The organism is Mucilaginibacter paludis DSM 18603 (assembly GCF_000166195.2).
GTDB classification, from domain to species: domain Bacteria; phylum Bacteroidota; class Bacteroidia; order Sphingobacteriales; family Sphingobacteriaceae; genus Mucilaginibacter; species Mucilaginibacter paludis.
Genome location: NZ_CM001403.1, coordinates 4,114,134 through 4,131,004 on the forward strand (window position 1 = coordinate 4,114,134; position 16,871 = coordinate 4,131,004).

The following is a 16,871-nucleotide window of genomic DNA, read 5'->3' on the forward strand; positions in this document are numbered from 1 at the left end:
GATGCTTGCTTAAATTAGATAGAATGTTTTATCATTTAAAACCTGACAAACACTCATTCAAAAATAGAAAATTATTCTCCAAACGGTCCGTACATCAAAGCCTTCCGAATTCTATATAGCGGCCTTTAATATAATGCTTTTACTATGTTTAACGTTGACAAATTCTATTTAGCCAATTAGTTAGTTATGATATTTTAAATAAAGCTCCTAATGCATTCGATTAGAAAATATGTTGTATTGTATTTGATATGGACAGGCTTTTTGCAGTTTAGCAAATCCTTTGGGCAAGATGCAGATAAGAGTTTTAATAGAGATTCATCCAAAACAATTAGTTTAATCGAGTTTAATCACCGGGTTGATAGAGCCGCCGAACTTCTTAAAACGAAGAAATTGGCGGCAATCGCAGACAGCGATCACATTAATATTATGATGTGCTTGAATACCATTTTCATGGTCCGTAAAAAGCATAGCATGGAAAAAGCTTTTACCGGAGGCAGATATATGAAACTTGAAATTATAGATCTAAAAGTGAACTATGAAAAAGATATTATTAAAGTCTATCCAAAGTACACTTGGAATAGGGGAATGGGATATTATTTCCCCGAGCTAAAGATGGAACTTTATGGAACACCGATGCCTTATGCAATATTCAACGTATTGGAGTAAATACATTCAAAATGAAGATAAATTATGCCCAAACCTGCCGCACAATGCAAATCAATCATTAAATGAGTTCGGTTTGTGTAGTATAGGGGCCACAAAATGACCGACTTATGCCAAGCATGGGGATTTTTACATAAAGTCGGCGTCAACGCTACTCAAATCCTCCGTTGGAAAGTTAAACTTCGCAATTAACTCTTCTTCAGTAAATATCAAGCTTTTGGGATTGATAAATAATTCGAGCACTTTATCCAACTCATCATATTTTCCTATCAGGTTATTTGAGATGGAATTTGTGAGAAAAATTGAAAATACTGAAGTTGTAGAACTTGCTTCTAACCATCCTGAATTGAATGTCAACAGGTTTCGGATCTGTCTTTTAAAATCAATTAGTTTGGGAAAGATAAAAGTTAACTGTTCTACTCTAATTTGTTTTGATTGATCGACATTGCCACTTTCTTTCGCGACAAAACTTTTAATAAGATCTAAAAGATTTGCATAGTCATCTATTGCTCGATCATTTAAGAACTTTCCACTTAAGAGGAAGTTGATAGATATTTTTCTTTGGTTTGAAAATATTGATGTTGCTTTGTTTAGAAGGCTCGCGCTGGCGTTTTTAGCAAAAAAAGCATTTAATAGAGCTTCAATTTGGCGGAATCTAATTTGCCTCGGAAGATTTGACTTAAGGGATTGTAAATTCCATTCGTTTGAGTTTGGAGTCATTTCGATGAACTCTAAGACTTTATCAAGAAGATCAATTGCTGAATATGTCTTTGTAAGCATTACCATTTCTTATGAGATCGAATATAATCAATATTTATCCTCCAAGCCCGCCGCACAATGCAAATCAGCCATAAAAGAGTTCGAGTTTTGTAGTCTAAAGACCACGGGGAAATTACACTGTGTTATGATTGTGTGAAAATATTAAAGAAGTTTTAACAAGCCTTCAGACTGATTTCTGATGGCTTTTTTTTTGAAATTAAAACGGCTTTAAATACCAGGATATGTATCAATAATCATATCTTTCTGTGTAATATTGGCCTTTATATGCAAAATGACGATATTCATTATCAGCCTTTGCGGCTAACTCCCTGTCGACTTGGTCGTCTTTTAAATTATAATGTCGTTTATTTAGAAAGCCAACAGTTCTTATAGTAGGGTGTTCTATTATCGGTGCTAAATTTCCATCAATGACATTTGTATCAACGAATCTAAAATCTATCAAATTGGGGAAGTGTTTTAAGAATGATAGATCAGCGATTGATCCGCAAGCGTTTAAACAAAGAACCTTTAGCTCTTTTAAACTTAGCAACTCATCAGTAAAAGTAAACTTCTTTGATTGGTTGATATGTAAATATTGAAGACTCCCACTTAATTGAGATAATCCTAAATCGTTTTCAAGTTTGGTGCAGTAGTGTAATTCAAGTCTTTTTAGATTTCTAAACTTATCAACGCCTTGAAGGTCTTTTAGATTTGCCCAGTTGAGTTCTAAATAGGATAGCTTATTGGAACTGGGTAGATTGTCAAATGAACTTTCCTTATGTTTTAAATGCCAAAGAATAACATACTCAACATTTATAAAATTATCGTCTATTTTCGACCTTTTCTTAAAGTCTTGATTAAGGTAATTACCATCTTTAAGTTGCTCAAACCAAATCGTGTTATATCGCCAATCCATGGTTTAAATGTACCGCTTTTAGTTGTAATTCGATGTCAGATTTAAGTGGTATAAAACATAATTGAACCATTTTTAATTTGGGTCTAAACCTGCCAGCCGTTTTTTTGTAAAAAAATGGTGTGTTATAATTAAAGCCTGCACCACAACAAAAGCCTTCAGGTTGATTTTTGAGGGATTTTTTGTTTACTGTAGTCTGAGACTACGAGCATAGTTATTCGAAGTTTGGAAACTTCGGATAGCGGGGTTACAGTAGTTTGTTTTTGTTTTAATATGTTAAAACTGTCTGATATTGTGCTGATTAAGGCAAAAAAATCCTTTGATATTTGGGTTCAATAACTTGTTAAATCTTAAGCCTTGCGGAAACAGTAAAAATTGAAGTCTTTGCTTTATCTTTAAAGGGCCAACAAGTGTTTTTTATTTGAACTTTTTTAATCTTATTTAAAGGCAAAAGTTTGTTATCATCGGCCTAATGGTTTCAACTAAGGTATCCTATGACCAAAAACTTTAGTTCCCTACTAAATGTTTATATATTTGAGTATAGAAAATTTAACAATCATTTTCTTTAGCATTATACTGAAAATAAGGAATGTTATGGCGGAGTTAAAACGTTATACTGATTTTAATAGCTTGAAACTGGCTGCAAAGTCTAATCGTAAATCAAATATTATTGATTTGGAAAAGGTCAAAAAATTAGAATCTTTTTTTGAATCATTAAGAAAGCACTTAGTAAAGCAAATTCATATAAGATAGGTAGGTGCTCGGCCATGGAAAATAAATTGATTGCTGACCTTGTTAGGGTTTGCGAAGTACTCAAAAATTACGGCATTGAATATTTAATTGTCGGCGGAACTGCAGTAGCGTTACATGGCTATTTCCGAATTACGATGAATATTGACGGAACGCCAAATGATAAACACGATCTTGATATTTGGTATAATCCAACGTATAAAAATTACTTCCTTCTTCTTAATGCGTTGGCAGAATTAGGTTTTGACGCCAATGGTTTTAAAAAAGAGAAATCTCCAAACCCGAAAAAATCTTACTTCCAATTTGAAACAGATGATTTTTCGTTTGACTTTCTGCCAGAGCTATTAAGTTTAAAGAAGTTTGGGAGTGCCTTCAGAAAAAAAGAGATTGTGAATCTAAACGGCATCGAAATTTGGTACATAAGTTACGAAGATTTGTTAAATGAAAAACAGGAAAACGGCAGATCAAAAGATATTAATGATATCGAACAATTAAAAATCAGAAATTCAAACGAAACTGGGCAAAACTAAATTAAATAGTTTTAGTAGCCAATAGAAAAATATGCCAATAGACTTATTCTTTTTGATATCAAATGATCCTAAATTAAATATGTTTTTGATGGTCAAAATATAACGAAAGTCCCTCGCTACCGAATGTATCCTACTTACAGTAAAGCTATTCTTCCAAACGTATTAATTATCCTCCAAACCCGCTGCATTGTGCAAATCAACCATAAAAGAGTTCGAGTTTTGTAGCCCTAAGGACCACATTTACATCCATGGGAACAACATGGGAAAGATTATTGAAAAGCCTTCAGATGGAAATCCGGAGACTTTTTTTGTAGTTAATTTTTCAACGACTTTTTTGATGGGGGAGGGAATTTAAAGTTATGCACATTGGGCATTGGGCGAGGCCTTTGGCTTTCGGACTCAAAGCGGAAAATATCCTTAGTTGATTTGGGTTTTATAAATTTATAGCTGTTACTTAAGTAGTAAAACACATGCGCAACGCTATCTGGTAAACTTGCAGATTGCGCTTTAATATGCTTTATTTTATTATTGTAATGAATAAATACTTCCAAGCTTTGGTCGTCAACTGAATGTTGATATAAAGTATCAAGTTTTTTATAATTTATACTTTCTAACTTGATATTTAATGTATCCCAAAATTCAGCACTAATCCTTGTAGAATAATATCCTTTAAGTTTTCCATTGTTTTCGGCATCAGGAGGTAAAGTGAAATAGGTATCCCCACCGAAATATTTATAGTCAAGGGAACTATCTATACTTACAATAGTTGATTGGCAAGGTCCAAAGCACCCACCAGTAGCTATTTCAATTTTAGTGATTTCGTTTTGTCTTTGCCAGTGTTTATCACAAGATGATAAAAAAGCTATTAAGAGTAAAAGTGTCAGATATTGTTTCATGTGATTTAAGGTTAATACTAAGGTAGGACAAATCCGCCGCACAATACAAATCAGCCATAAAAGAGTCTGAGTTATGCATAGCGATATTTTATTTAGAATGTAACACCCAAGCTTCATCAGGGCCTCTCCTGTTAACTTCAACCGGTTTATTTTATTGATGCTATTACATATAAAAGCTCAGATAATTTTTAACGATCCCAACATATTCTCATGAAGTAAATGATTGCAGCTCTCTAAAAGAAGAACTGAATTTAGTTTTGAAGATTGCATGAGTTTGGTATAAGGTGTTCTTTGTAAAAGCCAATGTATCAATCAGGTAGGTGCAGGATGCTTTTCTTTAATTGGATTGTTACACTTGCCAAACCAGTTATCAAACCAAACTTTATAAATTTCAATCATGAAAAAAATTAAATTACCACAGGGTTATTTTGTAGCCATTGTGCTGTTATCTTTTACTGCAATTTTTTCCTGTCAAAAAAATCAAAATGTAGCAGTGTCTTCAACTGCGGCCATTAATTCAGATGGATTAAATGTGACCACTTCCCTGGCGGCTACCACAGTTTCATCGGGCGAAGTAACAGGCAGCGGGGGCACGTTTACGGCTAAAGTAAACGGGGTAACCAAATACACCGGTTCTGATTACATTGCTGCTATACAGGCAGCGGCTAACAATCTGACCGCTGGCCGCACTACAAAGGAATGGGTAACGGTTAAAAATTCTGGCTCTTCGGGCAGTTCGGGTGGTTCACTCAAATACGTAAACTTGCCAAGCTATACCGGTATCGATTTTAGCAACGTAACCTTTAACTGCAACAGCGGGGATGCGCTGATTGTGCCGGTATTAGCCGACCGCAAAACCAATATTGAGGTTAAGAATTTGAATGTTACCGGGAACCCGCGCTACGGTATTTGGTTTAAAGGATGTACGGTAATGAATATCAGCAATATTACAATGAATATTACCATACCCGCTACTGACCTGGGCTTGGGGATCCGTGTTGACAATAGCACTGCTGCAACTTCAAACCTGACGATTAGCGGTAACATCAACATTACCGGTGGCGATAATTCCATCGAAACCTATGGCGTAGATGGTTTCAGTATTGGCAACGTAACTTCGAGCAACAATGCCGCATGCGGTGTATTATTAAATCAATCCAAGAATGGTTCTGTTGGCACAGTTACCGGCACAAACAACAGCACAACGGGTTCGGTAACCGGCTACGCTACTTTTCGCTGTGCCAATAGCAACGGCCCCAACGTAACATGTACCAAGGTATACTCGCGCGGAAGCGGCCGCGGTTTTTTCAGCGTAACCGGAAGTAATGGATGCACCGTAGGTACAGTAGATATTGCCAACACGGCTATACAGGGGATATTTCTACAGGATGCTACAAATACCTATGTTAACGGTGGTACAGTAACAGGTGGACACCCCAATGTACAACATCAAAATGCGGTTAACTGCATTACTAAGGTTAATGGCAATACCTATACCGCCACCTACGGCACCTGGTAATCACAAATCAACTTAAAATATTTGGTAGCTGCGAGACGATGCGCCTTTAATGGGTGTATCGTCCCTTTTTAAATGTGGAATAAAATATGAGTTGGCAACAACAAAAGTTTTTAGGGTTATTTTTATTAATGCTTTTATTGGAGGCCTGTAAACCAATCGGCAGTAAATCCGAAAAGTGGAAGCCGCCCCGTGTTTATTACAACGCAAAGCCAATCATGGTTGTTCAATACCTGCAAAATAAATTTCCCGGATACCATTTGATCGGTAAGCGCGATTTCGCAGCCCTGTGGTGGTCTTTTTATAATAAAAACGACATACCTTATTTGGTTAGCTCTGATTTTAATAATGATGGAGTAGCAGACTACGCAACCATCATCAGCAACGGCAAAAAAATGGTATTGGTGATCATGCTCGGAAGCGGCTCGTCATTTAAACATTGGCTGGTACCCGACTTGAGTTTGAAAGCGGAAGAAAATGGGCTGTCATACGGATTGAGCATTCAACCACCAGCTCAAATTGATGCTGTTCATCCCGAGGCAAAAACCTTGTATCTGAAAAATAATGCAATAATGGTTAACCATTATGAACTACATGATCGAATATATTATTATGAAGACCAAACGTTTAAAGTTTTTACGATGTCTGAAAAAGGTACACATCACTAATCAGTTAAGGCAATCGGCCGCACGTGGTAATAATTTTGTGAAACTGCTGATCATTATGTCAGGCTTCTTAGCTACCTGTAATGTTCCGGGCACCTTAAAGGATATTGACGGCAATATTTACCATACCGTTAAAATTGGCAACCAGATATGGATGGCTGAAAATCTCAGAACAACCCACTTCAGCAATGGTAATCCAATAAGCCAGATCAGCAATAACAAGGCATGGGAACGATCAACTGCCCCGGCATTTTGTTTTTATGATAACGACAAAGAAAAAGGTAAAACATACGGGCCTCTTTATAATTGGTATGCGGTAAATGACAGCCGGGGATTGGCCCCCAAAGGTTGGCATATCCCAACCAAAATGGAGCTCGATACCTTATTAAAAAACACCATCGGATCGGACACGCTGGCTGCGGCTTTTCTTAAAGAACCTGGGAATAAACACTGGCTTCCTGCAATTATGGAGACAGTTGGCGCTTCAGGTTTTAATGCGCTTCCGGCAGGATACCGGCATAGAGATGGTTCTTTCCACAGCTTAAAAAGTAATACTTATTTCTGGACCGGGAATTTCACTTTTGAGCTTTACAACTGGAGTTCACGTTTATTCTACGGGTTTGCGGATGTAGACCGGGAACTATATTACCGGCAGTATGGTTTTTCGGTAAGATGTATTAAGGACTAAAGTGTATAAGAAATCGGCCAATCAACCACAAAGGCATTCGGGTTTTATAGCCTGATATCCCTATTAGATTCATCCATGAAATCTGGAGGCATCCTATTCTTGATAGCAATAACCATTCGATATTACAGCCATCGGAAAATCAAAAACAATAAAATGAATAATAGAAGTTAATTAATGGTTATGGTTTGAAACCTGTAATAATCGGGAAGGTTATCAAATGCCTGTTTTTCAAGGATAATGGGTTTGCCTTTTAGTTTTACAGTAATCTTATAACATTTATAAAACGAAGCATAGCTTGATCCTTTGCCAGTAAAATCGGGAGTTGTTTCACTTGACGAACCCCAGTCTTCAATTTTGAAGTTTTCTAAATCTTCAGATTTTAACGTTACCTCTTTTTCATCGTCATTGTTTTCGGCAGACATGGTGATCGTGTTACTACCATTTTTTGCGATATGGTTATGCGTTGGTATGCGTTGGTATGCGTTGATCAATCAGTATATAAATACTTGTGTCATTAACAGGAACTTTTCTTATCCAAATACCCTGATTAGTATTCGGTAAAGAATCGGCTACCGTAAATTTGATGATGTTAGTTTTATAAGTATTACCGTTAAAATTAAAGATTAAAGGTCCAATTTCATTTTGTCCAATTTTTAACGCCTCTAATTGCGCACTGAAGCATGTTTCTTGGCCGGTGAAAGCGGTATACGATTTCACTTTGAATTTGCGAGGCGCAAGATTAAATATTTGCTTACTCAGCGTATCGGAAGTAAAGGATAAATAAAAGCTTTGCCCCAGTCGGGGTTGTGGAAGAGATATGTTAAGTCTTAGAGCTTGCGAATAGCCACTTATTGAATAAAATAAGGCAACGAGAATAAACCCAGGTTTCATTGTATTGTACAAATTGGTTATCTAAATGCAATATAGAAACAAAAGGTTATTTTCTTTATCATTTGGGCCTTAATAATCAAACATGTTTTAGGCAATGGCTGCTATTAATGGTAGTTATATCATCATCCAAATACACCGTGTATTGCAAATCCGGAAACAATGAAACAGGTACACGCCCAATACCGCCCAAAACAAAGCTATTCAGTACCGTTAAATATCATTTACTTATCGATCTTCTTTTTAACAGCTCTTCGTATGCTGGCCCCTCAGGCTTTTCAGTACCATCAGAAATCTTGATTCCGGCTTTCTCAAACTCGCTGACCAATCTTTTCTCGAAATCTCCGATATATGATGCAAATGATAACGAATCTTTTTGTTCAGGAATTGTTTTAAAAGGAATATGTGGTTCTTTAAACCTGTGCAAAACGGCTTGAGTACTATCGTTGCCATCCAAAACTACTGAGTCTCCGTAGTTCGTAATTTTAGCTGCATATAGTTTGGTAAGGTATTTTAAGGAGTCATTTTCTATTTTATAAGGAAGCTTGAACCGCCCCACCTTCTGATTATAGAATACTACATATTGCGAATCAATATTGAATTCAGTATATCCATTTGACATGGAAAATCTATGCCATTTTCCGATTAGCAATTTTTTATTTCCATCTATGTTTGTAGCATTGGGTGAATGGCATGCAGAAAGGGCAAAAATGAAAAAAGCAAGAAAACAAAGTATGGATCTCATGGTAACTAATTGTTAGATAATATTAAAAGCATTTTAGCCCAGGTAAGTAATCGGAAGTACCTGAAGTAAATACTGCCAGGCTTATTGCCTGGCAGTACGTGGGTTGTGATAAGGTTTAAACAAATGTTTACTGTGCCCAAATGGTACAGTTAATATTGCCATTGGTATTAGTGCCCCATGTTTCTGAAACCATAATCGCAGCAATATTTAGCTGACCAAGCGTGTATCCGTAACTTTTCCATTGGTTGTAGTGATTGGCAAAAGTAATGACGTGGTTTTGTCCGGTAGAAGTTTTTGTAACCCTGGAGCTATAAATCTGCCTGAAACCGTCGCCGCCATCGATATTTTTACCTGTCATCAAACGGGTCCACACGTTATAAGCTGCACCATCGCTATTAAATGTCCCCAGGAAAGTACCCGTATGAGGTGAAACCGCACCCCAGGTTTCATTTACGTAATACTCATAATAAGGGCTTCTGCTCCATCCGTACCAGCCAAAAGTACCACCTCCGGAATTTGAATAAGTACTTAGGTTATATCCGATTTTATAGGTTGTTGAACCTGCAGTATAACCTTTACCACAAGTAAAATTGCCATTAAACCCGTTCCAGTTCACGCTATAATTTCCAGCACTACCATTTGCGTAATTGACTGTACCTGTAGCGCCGTCGCTCTTCCAAAGCGACCAAAAGAAGCCGTTATTTGTACCCGATTGGTAGGACAGGGCTCTAGCTTTGACGGAAGGAAGCAAAGGAGCAACTACCTCTGGCTCAGGCTCGGTCTTGGTGTTTTTTTTACAGCTTGTTAACAATGTAGAGCTTGCAAGCAACATGGTTGCGGCCGCAACAAAAGTAACCTTCCTGGTTACACTTGTTAGTGAATTTTGTTTTCTCATAAGAGTATATTGGTTTAGGAAAGCAAAAAAAACATATTTAGAACTGGAACACGGCCAGTAATCGCAAAATTTGTACAATAAATGTTCATTTGTTACTTATTTACAGTCTGTTAGGGTGTTACAAGAGTTGGATAAAACACAGCAAAGTAGTCCTTCTTCGCCAATTAAGAGGTTCGTATCAATTTGGGTGATTATGATGTTGATAATGCCAGCCTTCTTTCCAGGAGATTCACGATGAGCGTTCATACATCTGCCTTTTTGAGTTAGTCAGTTTCCTGAAATATATGTCTTCAGCAATGAATGGAAGAGGTCGAAGCACTACAAAAGGAACCACCGTATGCCAAGTGTGGGAAACTATTTAAAAGCAATGGAATGAACAAAATTATTCGGGAGAATTAATCACAGTAAATTTCCCAAACCCGGCACATCATTTAATTCCGCCATTAAAATGTTCAAGTTTTGTAGAATAAGCGCCCACTAACCGGACTTGCCAATATCTAAAAAATCAATGTGCGTCACCGGTAATGTGTTCGGCTACGTGGACTTCAAACTTCATCTATCTAAAGTTAGGATCTTAAGTTTGGATATGTAACTAAAGGGGTGCTGAGGTTTGGTTTTGAAGCACTTCCCGTCACCATAGTTAAATCGGCTTTATTATGTCGTCAGGCCAATTAATAACTGCAAATCTTCCATGAAATTATTGGGAATAGGAGCCTTTGAGACAACTCCGTTTGTGTTTTGATGTAAATCCTTGTTAATCTGATGTATTAATCTGGTTGCTTCGTTCAATCTTATGGTTGGATATTTTTTATTGGGCTATTAAACGGCTTGTACAAAGTTATTGGCAGCAACGGCAGAACGACAGCCCAAAAGAACGAACATTATTTCCCGACAATTTTCTCCCGGTGTACAATTCCCCAGCCTGAAAGTTCGCTGATGATGGTTTGTAGGGTATTGCCATGTTCCGTCAATTCATATTGAACCGTTATGGGTTGCGTATCTAAAACGGTTCGTTTTACCAACTGGTTTATTTCCAATTCCTTTAATTCTTTGCTCAACATTCTGTTGGAAACCCCTTCAACATCATTCAGAATATCAGAAAATCTTCTTTTGCCGTAACAGCAAATCGACGAAATAATAGCGATTTTCCATTTCCCGTTCAACGCGTCCATAGCGTCCTGAACAGACCTCATCCTTTTCTTTTGTTCCTGTTGGAACTCTGTTACTTTACACCTCATTATGTTACTTGGTTACACCGATGTTACTGTTATTTATCAGTACAAAGTTACTAAAAATAACTTAATGGTCTACCTTTGTCGCTAAATCTTTAAAAAAAAGGACTCATGAGTAAATTAGAAAATAAAGTAGTAGTTATTACAGGTGGTAATAGCGGTATCGGTTTGGGCATTGCTCACGAATTTAAAAATGAAGGTGCTAAAGGAGCTATTGTGGGCAGAAACCAGGAAACTTTAGATCGTGCTGTGGCTCAACTTGGTGGTAGTTTTATAGGCATCAATGCTGATGTAACCAACCTTGCCGACCTTGAAAGGGTGTTTGCAGCAACAACTGAAAAATTTGGCAAAATAGACGTGGTTGTAGCCAATGCGGGTGCCGGAACGGTAGGAACTGTGGCAACTTTTGACGAAGCCGACTTTGACAAGGCAATTGATCTGAACCTGAAAAGTGTTTACTTCACTGTTCAAAAAGCATTGCCCCATATCAATGACGGTGGCTCTATTATTTTGATCGGGTCAAATGCTGCGCACCGGGCATATCCTAATTTTACGCTGTATGGTGCTGCAAAAGCAGCCGTGATCTATTTGGCCAAAGGATTTTCAAGCGACCTTTTAGATAGAAAGATCAGGGCAAATGTGATAACACCGGGTACAACAGATACACCTGCATTTGACAAGTTTGTTCCCGCGGAACAAATTGACGCCGTAAAAAAGCACTTCGCAGATCAAATGCCGATAGGCAGAATTGGCCAACCTTCTGACATCGGTAAAACAGCGGTGTTCCTGGCTTCTGATGATTCTTCGTTTATGCTTGGCGCCGAAATCCTCGTTGATGGCGGTATGACCTATTTGTCTAAATAATTAACCCTACAGCGGCGCAAGTTGATACACGTACCGTTAAGTAATAAAAAAAATAAAAATGAGTAAATCAGAAAATAAAGTAGCGAGCTACGCAATTATCGGCTTCGGTAGTATCGGCAAGGCTCTGGCCAAGGCGTTTGCCCGCAAAGGCATCAAAGTATCCGTTGCAACCACGCGCCAACCGGAAAGCTTTGCATCTGCCGCGGCTGCGATAGGCCCGGAGATCATTCCCACAACACTGGCGGAGGCTGTCAAGGCGGATGTCATCTTTTTGGCGGTGCGTTTCGAATCGCACGCGGATGTTGCGAAGGCGTTGCCCAGCTGGCAGGGAAAAACCATTGTTGACGTGACCAATGCCTACGGCGTACCCTCTGAGAAAATGGGAGGACAGCCTTCTGCCAGGTTCGTGGCGCAGGCTTTTACTGATGGTAAATTGGTTAAAGGCTTCAACCATTTAGTTGCCGCCATTCTTGATCAGGATCCGGCCGTACATGGTGGCAGGAGAGTTGTGTTCCTGACGAGCGACGACACCGCTGCGGCCGCGGAGATTGGCGCGCTTGCCGAAACTCTCGGTTTCGCGCCAGTTAAACTTGGCGGGCTTTCTGAAGGTGGCCTACTTGTGCAGGCGCACGGAAATACCTGGGGTAAACTCATCTTTCAGGATATGGTCAAATTCGACTGATGAATTGGCATGGCAAATTGCAATGCGATCCTGACTTTTAGACAAAGCAAAAACACTTTCGATTATAAGCGTCTGTTAATCCCTGTTTCTTCATGAAGCAGGGATTTTTATGCTTCAATTAACTTTGCCAAAAGTAGATTGTTATCTATGCCGTCAAGCATATGGAGTGATTTACGATGTTTTTTTATTTTTTATCCGGCAGCTTGAGTAAATTGCGAGTTATTATATACTTGAACAATGCCCAGTTTTGAAGCGCTTTTCCATTACATTCAAGAAATATCAGGCAAACTGCTTTCAGAAGATGATAAGCATTTGTTGATGCAGCATTTCAAACCCAAAAAACTTCGAAAACGGCAATACTTTTTACAGGAAGGAGACGTATGCAAATATATCGGGTTTATTGTAAAAGGATCTGCCAGGACGTTTACCGTAGATGAAAAAGGGCACGAACATATCCTGAAATTATCTTTGGAAAACTGGTGGCTGGCCGATTTTGAAAGTTTTTACCTGTTAACGCCAAGTCGCTTTAATATTGAAGCGCTCGAGAATCTGGAGGTTCTGCAATCAACCAATGCTCAAATTGAGGAGCATCTTAAGCATATACCTGCCTTTTCGGCGATGGCGAACGTAATCAGTCAAAATTACACCATTGCAAACCAAAAAAGAATGCAGGCCGCTATAAGCTATACGGCTGAAGAGCGTTACGAGGATTTGATCAGCAATTATCCGCATTTTCTACAGCGGTTCCCGCAAAACATGATTGCTTCTTATCTGGGTTTATCCCCCGAAACTTTGAGCAGGATAAGAAAAAACTCTTTTAAATAGATCTTTATGCAAGGATGAAATTCGGTAACCCGAATGGGAACATCCCATAATAAGCCCCCGCAAAAACACGCTTTAATACAGCTTTTCCACAAAGCGGCCGGCTTTCTATTACCGCTGCAGAAGCCCTCATCAGTATATCTTGCTGAATGCAAAAAAGTGCTTGCCTATGCAATATCTGACGTTGTGACCGGACTGGCTTTCTGATATTCTGGTCTTTTTTCTTTGTTGTAAGTTTCTAATTTACAATTACTTATTGGATTGGCTTGATATAGGTCATCACCTTGAATTGACCTACGTCAAGCGTATTTAGTGATTCATGTCAACACGCAGTTGGTTAAAGCACAGCATCTTTGGATATAATTCAGAACGGAAAATCACGAAGAATTTGAAGTTCGAACGATTCAATGAATATCAACAATAAATTAATAAATAGAACTCATGAGTAAACTGAAAAACAAAGTAGCGGTAGTTACCGGTGCAGCAAAAGGAATAGGCGCATCTATAGCCAAACACTTTGCGGCAGAAGGTGCCAAGGTAGTTGTGAATTATGCCTCGAGCAAAGAAGCCGCTGATCAAGTGGTTAAGGAGATAACCGAGAATGGAGGCATAGCTATTGCGGTTCAGGCGGATGTATCGAAAGAAGCCGATGTAACCAGACTGTTTGAAGAAACCCAGAAAGCTTTCGGAGGGTTAAATATTTTGGTCAACAACGCGGTTGCTCAGGGATACGCACCTGTAGAACAGATATCGGTAGCGGCTTTTCATCAGAGTTTCAACGTCAATGTTTTGGGGCCTGTATTGACTATCCAGGCAGCTTTAAAATTATTTGGTGATCAAGGTGGCAATATTATCAATATCAGTTCGGGTGCAAGCAAATACCCTCTTCCGGGAGCCTCGTTGTACTCTGCAACTAAAGCGGCATTAGATGCCTTCACCATTGCTTTATCGAAAGAACTGGGTGCAAAAAATATTCGTATCAATTCTATTTTGCCCGGCGCTACCGAAACAGAAGGTGCAGCCAGTGCGGGTGTTACTGTTGGCAGTGAGTATGAAAAAATGTTTATTGCCAATACACCGCTTGGCCGCAGAGGTCAGCCGCAGGATATTGCAAAAGCTGTGGTATTTTTGGCTTCTGATGATGCCGCGTGGATTACAGGTGAGCAAATTTCAGTTTCGGGTGGTATGTATGGTTTTTAAAACAGTTTGAAATACCTCTCGTCGCCATTTTTGAAATCAACCTTTTATTGTGATGCCTGGTCAATTAATAGTTGTAATTCCTCTATCAAATTATTAGAAATCGGAACCTTTGAGACCAGCTAAGCATGAGAAGAAAATAAAAAAGCCTCCAGATGAAGATCTGGAGGCTTTTTTATTTATCGCCAATCCCATTAGGGCTTGACGATAGTGTTTTTTGACGTGAAAATTGTTAAGAATGATGCTGCAAAATAGCCGTATCGGCTATCAGAAAGCAATCTCTTTTTTATTACCGGTAACCAATCTTTATTTTATCAGGGCCCTTATTTTATTAAAAATTTCGGTATTGTTAAAAACGCCCCTAAAATCAAGCGAGTGAGGGCCATAGGCAAATACCGGTACGGGCGTTCCTGTGTGGTCGTTTGTGCTAAAATCTCCCCATACATAACCTTTGCCAATATTGCCGTCAAGTAAGGTTAAGCCGCCGGTTTCATGGTCGGCAGTAACAATAACTAATGTTTCACCATCCTCATCGGCAAAGCGCAGGGCATCGCCAACCATGCGGTCAAAATCGGTATTTTCGGTAATAACCTGTTTCAGGTTATTGGCATGCCCACCATGATCAATCTGCGACCCTTCTATCATCATAAAAAAACCCTTTGGCGCATCTTTAAAAGTTTGAGTTACTTTTTTAAATGCAAGCGGCAGATAGTTTCCGCGGCCCTGCATTTTGGGCCTGGTTACGCTATCATCCATTAATGCCAGTACCTTTGTTGAAGGGGTATTTAAAAACTCGTCAAAATTACGGATAATGGTATACCCGCGTTGTTTCATTTGATCGACAGGCGTTTGGCCATTTAGCTGCTGCGTAAAATCGTTATAGCCCGATCCTAAAAACAGATCAACCGGCGATGATACGATTTGGTTGGCGATGGCGGTTGCGTGGCTCCGTTCAGCCTCATGTGCATAAAAGGCAGCGGGCGTGGCATCTGTTAATTCACAAAGCACAATATCGGCAATTTTTTTTCCGGCATCGGCACTGTAGTCGGCCAGCGACCGTAAAGGTTTACCGGCGGCATCAACACCTATGGCCCTGTCGTTTGTTTTTTGTCCGGAGGCAAAGGCGGTAGCCCCGGCGGCAGAGTCTGTGATGTAGGCATCAGCCGAATAGGTAACAGAAAAACCGGCGTTCAGCATCTGGAAAATATTGAGTTGCCCTCTGTTGGCGCTGTAGGTGGCATACAGTTGCGATAAACCCATGCCATCGCCTATACATAAAATAATGTTTTTAACTTTCTTTACTTCCCCGTCAGATTTATAGGTGGGATGGTAGATACTATAAGGTTGCAGTTCGGTATATTCTGATTTTTCCTTTTTATTCAAAAAATCTCCAAGCTCTTCAATTTTATCTGTACCAATAATGTCAACTCCCAGGCGCATTATGGCCAGCCAACTGCTTTTAGTATCAGGCGTTTCCCAAAAACGTACTAATTTGCCGGTATGATGTACACTGTCTATGGCTCCTTTTACTTTGCCTATCTCTTCGGCGTTTAACACACCCTTACCATTCCAACGCACATATTTGCCGAAAGGAAAACTCACCAGGCCTACCTTTTTCCATTGCGCGGCGGTAAATCCATTTAAATGGTCAACGTCAAATAAAATCCAGTCGGGATAGTTGTTGAGTTGGGCGGCGGGCGGCACGGCACCGGTCATCACGATGGATAGCCTGCCCGGATGGCCCGGATACGAAAAATATTTTTCGAGCGGTTTAAGTTCTTTAATTATCAGGGGCAATACGGCTTTATAATCTTCCTTTATTTCAATTAACAACCTCAAGTTTCTTTGCCCATCCCGGTTAAATTTTTCAATTAAAGGATCGATGTACAAAGTTTTTAATGATCGGCTGGCACTAATCTCTGATTTATTGTGCGCTACCATCAGCTGGCCATTTACGGCATAAACATCCGCTTCTATCGATCCAAAACCTTTTTCGTAAGCGCGATAAAAGGGAATATTGTTTTTATAGTCGTTATGCGAGTGTGCGTCGGCCACGGTATATGTTTTGATTTGTGCGATGGCAGCCGTTGTAGCGTTCAGCAGTAATGCTGTGAGCCCGATAGTTAAAGTGGTGTTTTTCATTTTATCTTCATGTAAAAAACCGGG

The 16,871-nt window shown here is 39.1% G+C and carries 18 protein-coding genes; 9 read left to right on the forward strand and 9 right to left on the reverse strand.

The genetic code is table 11. The features are described from left to right. The first annotated feature begins 210 nt into the window (after window positions 1-210). Complete coding sequence (locus tag MUCPA_RS17455) at window positions 211-666, forward strand: hypothetical protein (RefSeq protein WP_008508175.1); 456 nt, start codon at window positions 211-213, stop codon at window positions 664-666. 126 nt (window positions 667-792) lie between these two features. Here MUCPA_RS17455 and MUCPA_RS17460 read toward each other — a convergent pair whose 3' ends face one another. Continuing rightward, a complete protein-coding gene (locus tag MUCPA_RS17460) occupies window positions 793-1,443 on the reverse strand; it encodes a hypothetical protein (RefSeq protein WP_157543935.1) in 651 nt (216 codons plus the stop codon). Between the two features lie 226 nt (window positions 1,444-1,669). Further along, window positions 1,670-2,338 (reverse strand): leucine-rich repeat domain-containing protein, encoded by a 669-nt coding sequence (locus MUCPA_RS17465; RefSeq protein WP_008508178.1) that lies wholly within the window; start codon window positions 2,336-2,338, stop codon window positions 1,670-1,672. A 764-nt stretch (window positions 2,339-3,102) separates the two neighbouring features. On the opposite strand from MUCPA_RS17465, the gene MUCPA_RS17475 reads away from it, so the two are divergent. After that, window positions 3,103-3,615, forward strand: a complete 513-nt coding sequence (locus MUCPA_RS17475) for a nucleotidyltransferase (RefSeq protein WP_008508180.1) — start codon at window positions 3,103-3,105, stop codon at window positions 3,613-3,615. A 314-nt stretch (window positions 3,616-3,929) separates the two neighbouring features. Here MUCPA_RS17475 and MUCPA_RS17480 read toward each other — a convergent pair whose 3' ends face one another. Continuing rightward, window positions 3,930-4,511 (reverse strand): DUF6438 domain-containing protein, encoded by a 582-nt coding sequence (locus MUCPA_RS17480; RefSeq protein WP_008508181.1) that lies wholly within the window; start codon window positions 4,509-4,511, stop codon window positions 3,930-3,932. A gap of 397 nt (window positions 4,512-4,908) precedes the next feature. On the opposite strand from MUCPA_RS17480, the gene MUCPA_RS17485 reads away from it, so the two are divergent. The 3 genes from MUCPA_RS17485 (at window position 4,909) to MUCPA_RS17495 (ending at window position 7,380) form a co-directional block, all read left to right on the forward strand. Beyond that, window positions 4,909-6,030, forward strand: coding sequence for a hypothetical protein (locus tag MUCPA_RS17485; protein ID WP_008508182.1), 1,122 nt, complete (start codon window positions 4,909-4,911; stop codon window positions 6,028-6,030). Between the two features lie 86 nt (window positions 6,031-6,116). Continuing rightward, on the forward strand, window positions 6,117-6,695 hold the full coding sequence (locus MUCPA_RS17490; RefSeq protein ID WP_008508183.1) for a hypothetical protein: 579 nt from the start codon (window positions 6,117-6,119) through the stop codon (window positions 6,693-6,695). Continuing rightward, the gene (locus MUCPA_RS17495; RefSeq protein ID WP_008508184.1) at window positions 6,640-7,380 is read left to right on the forward strand and encodes a fibrobacter succinogenes major paralogous domain-containing protein; all 741 of its coding nucleotides are present in this window, start codon (window positions 6,640-6,642) and stop codon (window positions 7,378-7,380) included. Before MUCPA_RS17490 ends, MUCPA_RS17495 begins: the two co-directional genes overlap by 56 nt. Before the next feature lie 167 nt (window positions 7,381-7,547). Here the strand turns inward: MUCPA_RS17495 and MUCPA_RS17500 are convergent, their stop codons facing one another. From MUCPA_RS17500 to MUCPA_RS17520, 5 genes are all read right to left on the reverse strand, one after another. Next, a complete protein-coding gene (locus MUCPA_RS17500) occupies window positions 7,548-7,802 on the reverse strand; it encodes a hypothetical protein (RefSeq protein ID WP_008508185.1) in 255 nt (84 codons plus the stop codon). A gap of 34 nt (window positions 7,803-7,836) precedes the next feature. Next, window positions 7,837-8,271 (reverse strand): BatD family protein, encoded by a 435-nt coding sequence (locus tag MUCPA_RS17505; protein ID WP_008508187.1) that lies wholly within the window; start codon window positions 8,269-8,271, stop codon window positions 7,837-7,839. 217 nt (window positions 8,272-8,488) lie between these two features. Next, window positions 8,489-9,013 (reverse strand): hypothetical protein, encoded by a 525-nt coding sequence (locus tag MUCPA_RS17510; protein WP_008508189.1) that lies wholly within the window; start codon window positions 9,011-9,013, stop codon window positions 8,489-8,491. Between the two features lie 127 nt (window positions 9,014-9,140). Next, the gene (locus MUCPA_RS17515; protein ID WP_008508190.1) at window positions 9,141-9,908 is read right to left on the reverse strand and encodes a glycoside hydrolase family 11 protein; all 768 of its coding nucleotides are present in this window, start codon (window positions 9,906-9,908) and stop codon (window positions 9,141-9,143) included. Window positions 9,909-10,789: 881 nt separating this feature from the next. Continuing rightward, window positions 10,790-11,146, reverse strand: coding sequence for a winged helix-turn-helix transcriptional regulator (locus MUCPA_RS17520; protein WP_008508192.1), 357 nt, complete (start codon window positions 11,144-11,146; stop codon window positions 10,790-10,792). 105 nt (window positions 11,147-11,251) lie between these two features. Between MUCPA_RS17520 and MUCPA_RS17525 the strand changes: the two genes are divergently transcribed. The 4 genes from MUCPA_RS17525 (at window position 11,252) to MUCPA_RS17540 (ending at window position 14,708) form a co-directional block, all read left to right on the forward strand. After that, window positions 11,252-12,004 carry an SDR family NAD(P)-dependent oxidoreductase gene (locus MUCPA_RS17525; RefSeq protein WP_008508194.1) on the forward strand — a complete coding sequence of 251 codons (753 nt, stop codon included), beginning with the start codon at window positions 11,252-11,254 and terminating at the stop codon, window positions 12,002-12,004. Between the two features lie 58 nt (window positions 12,005-12,062). Beyond that, the gene (locus MUCPA_RS17530) at window positions 12,063-12,686 is read left to right on the forward strand and encodes an NADPH-dependent F420 reductase (RefSeq protein WP_008508196.1); all 624 of its coding nucleotides are present in this window, start codon (window positions 12,063-12,065) and stop codon (window positions 12,684-12,686) included. 237 nt (window positions 12,687-12,923) lie between these two features. Further along, window positions 12,924-13,511 carry a Crp/Fnr family transcriptional regulator gene (locus tag MUCPA_RS17535; protein WP_008508197.1) on the forward strand — a complete coding sequence of 196 codons (588 nt, stop codon included), beginning with the start codon at window positions 12,924-12,926 and terminating at the stop codon, window positions 13,509-13,511. Window positions 13,512-13,949: 438 nt separating this feature from the next. Next, window positions 13,950-14,708 carry an SDR family NAD(P)-dependent oxidoreductase gene (locus MUCPA_RS17540; RefSeq protein WP_008508199.1) on the forward strand — a complete coding sequence of 253 codons (759 nt, stop codon included), beginning with the start codon at window positions 13,950-13,952 and terminating at the stop codon, window positions 14,706-14,708. Window positions 14,709-15,011: 303 nt separating this feature from the next. On the opposite strand, the gene MUCPA_RS17545 is transcribed toward MUCPA_RS17540, so the two are convergent. Beyond that, window positions 15,012-16,847, reverse strand: coding sequence for an alkaline phosphatase (locus tag MUCPA_RS17545; protein WP_040627613.1), 1,836 nt, complete (start codon window positions 16,845-16,847; stop codon window positions 15,012-15,014). Window positions 16,848-16,871 lie beyond the last annotated feature (24 nt).

What these genes read in the sequence shown, in the direction of transcription:
- MUCPA_RS17455 (WP_008508175.1), top strand. Translation starts at nt 211, where the DNA reads ATGCATTCGATTAGAAAATATGTTGTATTGTATTTGATATGGACAGGC.
- MUCPA_RS17460 (WP_157543935.1), bottom strand. Translation starts at nt 1,443, where the DNA reads ATGCTTACAAAGACATATTCAGCAATTGATCTTCTTGATAAAGTCTTA.
- MUCPA_RS17465 (WP_008508178.1), bottom strand. Translation starts at nt 2,338, where the DNA reads ATGGATTGGCGATATAACACGATTTGGTTTGAGCAACTTAAAGATGGT.
- MUCPA_RS17475 (WP_008508180.1), top strand. Translation starts at nt 3,103, where the DNA reads ATGGAAAATAAATTGATTGCTGACCTTGTTAGGGTTTGCGAAGTACTC.
- MUCPA_RS17480 (WP_008508181.1), bottom strand. Translation starts at nt 4,511, where the DNA reads ATGAAACAATATCTGACACTTTTACTCTTAATAGCTTTTTTATCATCT.
- MUCPA_RS17485 (WP_008508182.1), top strand. Translation starts at nt 4,909, where the DNA reads ATGAAAAAAATTAAATTACCACAGGGTTATTTTGTAGCCATTGTGCTG.
- MUCPA_RS17490 (WP_008508183.1), top strand. Translation starts at nt 6,117, where the DNA reads ATGAGTTGGCAACAACAAAAGTTTTTAGGGTTATTTTTATTAATGCTT.
- MUCPA_RS17495 (WP_008508184.1), top strand. Translation starts at nt 6,640, where the DNA reads ATGAAGACCAAACGTTTAAAGTTTTTACGATGTCTGAAAAAGGTACAC.
- MUCPA_RS17500 (WP_008508185.1), bottom strand. Translation starts at nt 7,802, where the DNA reads ATGTCTGCCGAAAACAATGACGATGAAAAAGAGGTAACGTTAAAATCT.
- MUCPA_RS17505 (WP_008508187.1), bottom strand. Translation starts at nt 8,271, where the DNA reads ATGAAACCTGGGTTTATTCTCGTTGCCTTATTTTATTCAATAAGTGGC.
- MUCPA_RS17510 (WP_008508189.1), bottom strand. Translation starts at nt 9,013, where the DNA reads ATGAGATCCATACTTTGTTTTCTTGCTTTTTTCATTTTTGCCCTTTCT.
- MUCPA_RS17515 (WP_008508190.1), bottom strand. Translation starts at nt 9,908, where the DNA reads ATGAGAAAACAAAATTCACTAACAAGTGTAACCAGGAAGGTTACTTTT.
- MUCPA_RS17520 (WP_008508192.1), bottom strand. Translation starts at nt 11,146, where the DNA reads ATGAGGTGTAAAGTAACAGAGTTCCAACAGGAACAAAAGAAAAGGATG.
- MUCPA_RS17525 (WP_008508194.1), top strand. Translation starts at nt 11,252, where the DNA reads ATGAGTAAATTAGAAAATAAAGTAGTAGTTATTACAGGTGGTAATAGC.
- MUCPA_RS17530 (WP_008508196.1), top strand. Translation starts at nt 12,063, where the DNA reads ATGAGTAAATCAGAAAATAAAGTAGCGAGCTACGCAATTATCGGCTTC.
- MUCPA_RS17535 (WP_008508197.1), top strand. Translation starts at nt 12,924, where the DNA reads ATGCCCAGTTTTGAAGCGCTTTTCCATTACATTCAAGAAATATCAGGC.
- MUCPA_RS17540 (WP_008508199.1), top strand. Translation starts at nt 13,950, where the DNA reads ATGAGTAAACTGAAAAACAAAGTAGCGGTAGTTACCGGTGCAGCAAAA.
- MUCPA_RS17545 (WP_040627613.1), bottom strand. Translation starts at nt 16,847, where the DNA reads ATGAAAAACACCACTTTAACTATCGGGCTCACAGCATTACTGCTGAAC.